The organism is Peribacillus sp. P4_C12 (genome assembly GCF_056402095.1).
On sequence record NZ_JBFUIB010000167.1, the window covers coordinates 1 to 7,402 of the forward strand.

The following is a 7,402-nucleotide window of genomic DNA, read 5'->3' on the forward strand; positions in this document are numbered from 1 at the left end:
GTTGTTAAAAAAGAAACCAATGAATCTCAAATCCTGCCGATGGCCCGTTTTTGCAAAGAAGAGGGTATTCAATTACGTTATATAGAATTCATGGATGTTGGGCATACAAATGGCTGGCAGTTGAAAAACGTCATTACGAAAAAAGAATTGCTCGAAATGCTGCAGGCTGAATTCGAGCTGGAACCGGTGGAAGAAGATTATTTTGGAGAAGTCGCGAAGCGCTTCCGCTATAAGGGGACGACTACCGAAGTAGGTTTCATAACATCCGTCTCTGAGTCTTTTTGTTCAAGCTGCACCCGTGCTCGTCTTTCTGCTAATGGCAGTTTATATACATGCCTATTTAATGGAAAAGGACATGACTTGAAGTCATTGCTTCGTTCAGAGATGTCAGATGAAGAATTGACTGACTTTATCATTTCACTTTGGAACCATAGAGACGACCGCTATTCAGATGAGCGGGCTGCCGGAACGAGAAAGAAACAGGAAAAAATAGAAATGTCATTTATTGGCGGCTAACTTTCAAAGAGCTCAGAAGAACAATGATTTATTTAACTATGTGAAATTATTGTGATTGAAGAGTCTATAGATAAGAAAATACGGGATGGCAACTATGCCATCCCGTATTTTCTTACGTATAGTTGGAAGGCCATGAATGCCTGTCTTGATTTGAATTAATTTAGCTTAAATGTATTTTTATACTAAATTTATACATTTTCATAATGCTATATCATAATAACTATCCATTTTTATTAAAGTAAAAATAAATCAAATGACCCAGTAAAGAAAGAGATGAGCAAGGACTTTAAAATGAATCTAATCCCTTACATATATATTTAAGGTACTGGTCAGTACATGAAGTATTCTCTGCTAATTATGGAGGGCGGGGGGTTATTCGATAGTACAGATTTCTATTGGGCAATTTTCACAGTCAATTTCCTGCTTTAAATACTCAAGGTTAAGTATCTTAATGCGTCCTTTTTTAATAGAAACTACATTGTTTTTTCTTAATTGAGAGAGCATTCGATTGACTACCTCACGGGATGTGCCGCAAAAATTAGCAAGCTCTTGGTTTGTAAAGGGAAGAGTGATGACTATACCGTCTTCAACTTCAGTACCATAGCTATTTGATAAGCGAATGAGAGTGGAGTAAAATGCGCCTTTCTTACCGTGCAGGAGCATATCGCGGAATTTAGCCTGATTTTTACGATTTTGAGCGGATAACCATGTCATCATTTCAACTGCAAGATGACTATCCGACGCGATTTTCTCTTCTAATAATTCTTTAGAAATAACCGCTACAACACCATCTTCTAACATTTTTGCATTCATCATATATTTAGGGTTCTGAGAAAAAAGGACAGTTTCTCCAACTAGGTCATTCTCTGAACAAATACGCATTGTCAATTCTCGACCGTCTGGAACAACCTTACTCACTTCAACTTTGCCTTTTAAAATGTAATACAAATCACTAGCAAGGGTGTTCTCCTGAAAAAGGAGGCACCCTTTTTCTATACGTTTAACATGATGTCTATTATCAAAAAATGCATGCATTCGATTAGATAACGTAAATTCGTTCATTTATTACAACCGCCTTTCAGATACCGTTATAACTCAGTTACTACCTTATTTGATTTAAACGGAAAAAACACTAGTAGTCAACAACTTTGGATAAAACTAGAAGTTTTCGCAGTGGAACTTGTTTTTAAAATTTAAGTTTAGAATTTTATAAAAATACATTTGATTTTATTTTTATTCAGTCTTATAATAATAGAATCAAAGAATTGCAGGGACTTAAAATCTAGGAGATGGTTTTTGTGAACGTATCAATAGTAGGCGCAACAGGGTATGGAGGAGTGGAATTGATAAGATTCCTGAATAATCATCCTCATTTGAAAATAAAATCACTGCATACGTCATCCCAATTTGGTCGAAGTTTATATGAAGAAAATGCACATTTAATGCATATGAAAGATAAATTAGAAGAAATTGACCCGGAAGCAATTGCAAAAAAATCTGATATTGTTTTTCTTGCTACTCCTTCGGGTGTTTCCTCACAATTAATTTCGGAATTTTCCGACCTTAATATTAAAGTAATCGATTTGTCAGGGGATCTTAGGCTTCAAACTCCAGGTGAATATGAACACTGGTATAAAAAAACAGCCGCGCCTCAGCATATTATTGAAAAAGCTGTATACGGATTGGCTGAATGGAATGCTGAAGAAATTAGAGAATCAACTATTATTGCGAATCCAGGATGTTACCCAACTGCTGCATTACTTGGTCTTGCTCCTTTATTCACAGAAGGATGGGCTACAGCCACAGATGTCATTATTGATGCTAAATCCGGAGTGTCCGGGGCAGGAAAATCACTTTCATCCGTTACACATTACAGTGAAATGAATGAAAACTTTAAAATATATAAAGTGAATCAGCATCAACACATACCGGAAATCGAACAACAGCTTGGAAGATGGTCATCAGATTTACAACCTATAACATTTAATACCCATCTTGTTCCTATGACTAGGGGTATCATGGCTACGATGTATATTAAGGTAAACCGGCAGACTTCAACAGCTGAACTAAGAGATTTGTATGAAACTGTTTATGAGGATCATCCATTTGTCCGGGTACAGCCGCTTGATCGATTCCCGTCTACGAAACAAGTGTATGGTTCCAACTTTTGTGATATAGGCGTCGCATATGATGAAAGAACAGGTAAGGTAACGATTGTTTCAGTTATTGATAATTTAGTAAAGGGTGCTGCAGGGCAGGCCATTCAAAATGCAAATATATTAATGGGGCTAGAGGAAACAGCAGGACTATGGAGCAGCCCACTATATCCGTAAAATTATTGGAGGTAAATAATGAATACACTACAGCCAGTTGAAGAAATCAAACAAATTCAAGAAGGAAACATCTTAATGCCTAAAGGGTTCAAAGCCTCAGGCGCTCATGCAGGGTTGCGCTACTCAAAAAAAGACATTGGAATTATTTATACAGAAACTGCAGCATCATCCGCTGCGGTTTATACACAAAATGTAGTTCAAGCGGCTCCAATCAATGTAACGAAGGATAGCATAGCAGTTACTGGAAAGCTTCATGGCATAGTAGTTAATAGTGCATGTGCGAATGCTTGTACTGGAGAGCAAGGGTTAAAGGATGCTATTGAAATGAGAAAGCTTGCTGCTCAAAAGTTCGGCTTGGAAGATCATTCATTTGCAGTTGCTTCAACTGGAGTTATTGGCGAATTTATGGAAATGGATAAAATTAAAAACGGCATAGATTTATTGGAGCCAACAGATACAGCTGAAGCTGCTGAAGACTTTGGTACTGCTATTTTAACAACGGATATAGTAACTAAAAGTTGCGGTTATGAAACATTCATTGATGGTAAATGCGTGAAAATGGGCGGAGCGGCGAAAGGGTCAGGGATGATTCATCCGAACATGGCTACAATGCTCGGTTTCATTACAACGGATGCTGTCATTGAACCGAATGATTTACAGGAAGCGTTATCTTCTATAACGAATGATACATTTAATCAAATAACTGTTGACGGTGATTGTTCGACGAATGACATGGTGCTGGTCCTAGCAAATGGAGCAGCAAGAAATGAACCTTTGACAAATACGCACCCAGAATGGTCTGTATTTTTGGAATTATTAAAACAGACTTCTGAAAATTTAGCTAAACAAATTGCGAAAGACGGAGAAGGCGCGACAAAATTAATTGAAGTGAATGTCCATGGCATGAATTCCAAACAAGATTCACAAATGATGGCGAAAACGATTGTTGGTTCAAATTTAGTGAAAACGGCTGCTTTTGGAGCGGATGCAAACTGGGGACGTATTATTGCTGCAATGGGTCGAAGCGGAGTAGGGTTCCAACCGGAACAAACAACAATTTCATTTGGTGAAATCATTGTATTGAAAGATGGCGAGCCTATACAGTTTTCTGAGGAAGATGCAAAGGCATACTTGGAAAATGAAAGTATTATCATTAATGTTTACTTGAAAGATGGTAATGAATCAGGAACGGCATGGGGCTGTGATTTAACCTATGATTATGTAAAAATAAACGGAAGTTATCGATCATAAGGGGTGTTGAAAAGAGTGAACATTCTTGTCATAAAGTGCGGCGGTAGTATTATTAACGAGTTATCAGAGTCGTTTTTTACAAGTGTTAAAGAGTTACAAAGCCGCGGTTACCAGATTGTCTTTGTTCATGGAGGCGGCCCTGATATCAATTCGATGCTTGAAAAATATGAAATTGAACCGGTCTTTGAAAATGGTTTAAGAAAAACGACTACTGAAGTATTGGAAGTTGTAGAACTGATGTTGGCAGGCAAATCTAATCGATGTCTCGTCCATAAATTGGAGGCACATGGTATTAAGGCTGTCGGTCTAAATGGTTCGGACGGCGGAATCCTGACTGGTGAGTATATTGATGAAAAGAAGCTAGGGGCTGTTGGTGAGATTCATCAAGTCGATACGGAATTACTTGGACTTCTATTTGAAAAAGGCTATTGCCCGGTATTGACACCGATTTCGACTACAGAAGATGGAAATAAGTTAAATGTGAATGCGGATATGGCTGCAGGTTCTGTAGCGAAGGCACTCTCGGCTGAAATGTGCTTATTTGTCACAGACGTTAAAGGGGTCTTAAAGAATCAGCAGATTATCGAAAAACTGACTGAAACGGAGACACAGGCTTTAATTACAGATGGCAGTATCTATGGCGGTATGATTCCGAAAGTTAACACAGCATTGTCGGTGTTGAATAAAGGAGTTGAGAAAGTGATGATTGTAAGCGGCAAGGATCACTTCTATGAAAACGGGCAATTTATCGGAACGAAATTTCTACAGGAAGAAGGGGTATTTTAATGAGTTCTTTATTTCCTACATATGCAAGGTGGAACATTGAACCGGAAACAGCGAATGGGATGAAACTTATCAGTACAAAAGGTAAGGAGTATCTTGATTTTACATCGGGAATCGGAGTTTTAAACCTTGGCCATAGTCATGAAAAGGTGAAAAAGGCTGTTACGGAGCAACTTAATAAATACTGGCATGTATCGAATATGTTTCAAAGTTCTTTACAGGAACGGACAGCAAAAATGCTAGTAGATGCCTCAGGATTAGGTCAAGTTTTCTTTGCCAACAGCGGCGCTGAAGCAAATGAGGCAGCTATCAAACTTGCTCGTAAAGCTACAGGAAAAAGTAAAATTGTCACATGTCTGCAGTCATTCCACGGCCGTACATTTGCAACGATGGCAGCAACGGGACAGGAAAAAATCAAGATTGGTTTCGGGCCGATGCTAGCTTCGTTTGAATATGTGCCATTCAATGACAACGATGCTTTAGAAATTGCAGTAGATGAGGATACGGCAGCGGTAATGATCGAAGTAGTTCAAGGAGAGGGCGGCATTCATGTTGTTCAGCAATCGTATTTGGACGCAATTCAAGCTCAATGTAAAAAATACGGATCACTTCTTATTATCGATGAAATACAAACGGGAATTGGCCGTACAGGCAAACCATTTGCATTTCAGCATTTTAATATCCAACCAGATATCATTACTTCGGCTAAGGGGCTAGGAAATGGTCTACCTATCGGGGCGATGATTGGCAAAGAAACGTTGTCAGAATTCTTTAGTGCTGGAAGCCATGGATCCACTTTTGGCGGTAATCCGGTAAGTGTTGCAGCAGCAGAAGCTGTTTTAAAAGAAATTTTCCAATTGGGATTCTTAAAAGAAGTCGTGGAAAAAGCTGAATACCTTGAATGTGAATTGACAAAGGCATTAAAGGATTCAGAAGAAGTAAAAGAAATTCGTGGACTTGGGATGATGGTCGGGATCGAATGCAAACAAGATGTTCAGTCGTTTTTAATGGAGCTTCAAGAAGATGGCCTACTCGTATTAAGTGCAGGACCTAATGTTCTTCGTTTACTTCCACCTCTGACAGCGACTAAATCAGGGATTGATACTGCAATTAAGAAAATAAAAAAAGTATTAGCAATAAAACAAACAATCTAAATTTAATGAATTTTTATAGAATAAAATGAATAATTATGCTATTCTATATATAAATATACGTCATCTACAGAGGTGAAGAACATGAAAAACTATCTACATTTAGAGAATGGTTCCGTCTTTGAAGGGGAACTGTTGACTAAATCAATTAAAAAAGCAATCACTGGAGAGATTGTCTTTTTTACAGGAATGACCGGATATCAAGAAGTATTGACAGATCCTTCATATAAGGACCAAATTGTCATTTTCACATATCCTTTAATCGGAAATTATGGAATTAATGAAAATGATTTCGAAAGTAAGAAGCCGCATGTTGCCGGTGTTATTGTATATGAAGGAAATATGAGCCATTCTCATTATCAAGCTAAATATTCCATTGCTGAATATTTAGACAAATGGAACATCCCTCTTTTGAGTCATGTGGATACGCGAGCGGTAGTTAAAAATATACGACAAGAAGGCTCCATGCAGGCAGCCATCACAGCAGAAACTGCATTCACATTCGAATCCAGTTTGAATGATTTAGAAGCGCACGTAGCCGCAGTTTCTACTAAAGAGATTGAAAGCTTCGGGAAAGGTTCCAAACACGTTGTAATGATGGATTTTGGTTATAAAAAATCCATATTAAATTCATTGCTTGAACAGGGGTGCCGAGTTTCAGTCGTTCCCTTTGATACTAAATTCGAACATATCAAGGACTTGAATCCGGATGGTATTTTGCTTTCAAATGGGCCTGGGGATCCAAAACAGCTTGAATATCTATTGGAAAATATTAAGAAAATCATTACGAATTTTCCTACAATGGGCATCTGCCTAGGTCATCAATTAACGGCCCTTGCTTTTGGGGGAAATACAAAAAAAATGCTGTTTGGACATCGCGGTGCGAATCAGCCCGTGGTCGATTTGAAAACGAAAAAGGTGTATATGAGTTCTCAAAATCATAGCTATGAAGTGGATGAGCCAAGCTTACAAGGAACATCACTTCAAGTTCGCTTCCGGAATGTGAATGATAGTACCGTTGAGGGACTTATGCATAAAGATTTACCGATATTTACGACTCAATACCACCCTGAAGCGAATCCAGGACCGATAGAAAGCTCACTATTGTTTAACGACTTTTTACAAATGATAAATGAATATAGCGGGAGAGAAAAAGCATATGCCTAAGGACAACACGATACAGACTATTTTAGTAATTGGTTCAGGGCCGATTGTAATAGGGCAGGCTGCTGAATTCGATTATGCAGGTACACAGGCCTGCCTCGCTTTAAAAGAGGAATGATATAAAGTCATCCTGTTTAACAACAATCCTGCAACGATTATGACGGATGTTATGAACGCGGATGCTGTCTATTTCGAACCTTTAAC

At 38.3% G+C, this 7,402-nt stretch carries 7 protein-coding genes and 1 pseudogene; 7 read left to right on the forward strand and 1 reads right to left on the reverse strand.

The features are described 5' to 3' along the window. Positions 1 to 516, forward strand: a 516-nt coding sequence (locus AC1DUW_RS17340) for a GTP 3',8-cyclase MoaA family protein (RefSeq protein WP_477643063.1), incomplete at its 5' end; no start/stop codon positions are given. A 372-nt stretch (positions 517 to 888) separates the two neighbouring features. On the opposite strand, the gene AC1DUW_RS17345 is transcribed toward AC1DUW_RS17340, so the two are convergent. Then, positions 889 to 1,578: a Crp/Fnr family transcriptional regulator gene (locus tag AC1DUW_RS17345; protein WP_083450672.1), complete on the reverse strand. Its 690-nt coding sequence runs from the start codon at positions 1,576 to 1,578 to the stop codon at positions 889 to 891. Between the two features lie 236 nt (positions 1,579 to 1,814). Between AC1DUW_RS17345 and argC the strand changes: the two genes are divergently transcribed. The 6 genes and pseudogenes from argC to AC1DUW_RS17375 all read left to right on the forward strand — a co-directional run. Then, entirely contained in the window at positions 1,815 to 2,849 is a 1,035-nt protein-coding gene (argC, locus tag AC1DUW_RS17350; protein WP_053344974.1) for an N-acetyl-gamma-glutamyl-phosphate reductase, read from the forward strand. A gap of 18 nt (positions 2,850 to 2,867) precedes the next feature. Continuing rightward, positions 2,868 to 4,100, forward strand: coding sequence for a bifunctional ornithine acetyltransferase/N-acetylglutamate synthase (argJ, locus tag AC1DUW_RS17355; RefSeq protein ID WP_053344975.1), 1,233 nt, complete (start codon positions 2,868 to 2,870; stop codon positions 4,098 to 4,100). 15 nt (positions 4,101 to 4,115) lie between these two features. Further along, a complete protein-coding gene (gene argB, locus AC1DUW_RS17360; protein WP_201221671.1) occupies positions 4,116 to 4,886 on the forward strand; it encodes an acetylglutamate kinase in 771 nt (256 codons plus the stop codon). Beyond that, positions 4,886 to 6,037, forward strand: coding sequence for an acetylornithine transaminase (locus AC1DUW_RS17365; RefSeq protein WP_477643064.1), 1,152 nt, complete (start codon positions 4,886 to 4,888; stop codon positions 6,035 to 6,037). Before argB ends, AC1DUW_RS17365 begins: the two co-directional genes overlap by 1 nt. An 81-nt stretch (positions 6,038 to 6,118) precedes the next feature. Further along, the gene (locus tag AC1DUW_RS17370; protein ID WP_053344978.1) at positions 6,119 to 7,201 is read left to right on the forward strand and encodes a carbamoyl phosphate synthase small subunit; all 1,083 of its coding nucleotides are present in this window, start codon (positions 6,119 to 6,121) and stop codon (positions 7,199 to 7,201) included. Next, a pseudogene (locus AC1DUW_RS17375) lies at positions 7,194 to 7,402 on the forward strand (carbamoyl phosphate synthase preATP-grasp domain-containing protein); the annotation flags it as partial. The gene AC1DUW_RS17370 and the pseudogene AC1DUW_RS17375, both read left to right, overlap by 8 nt.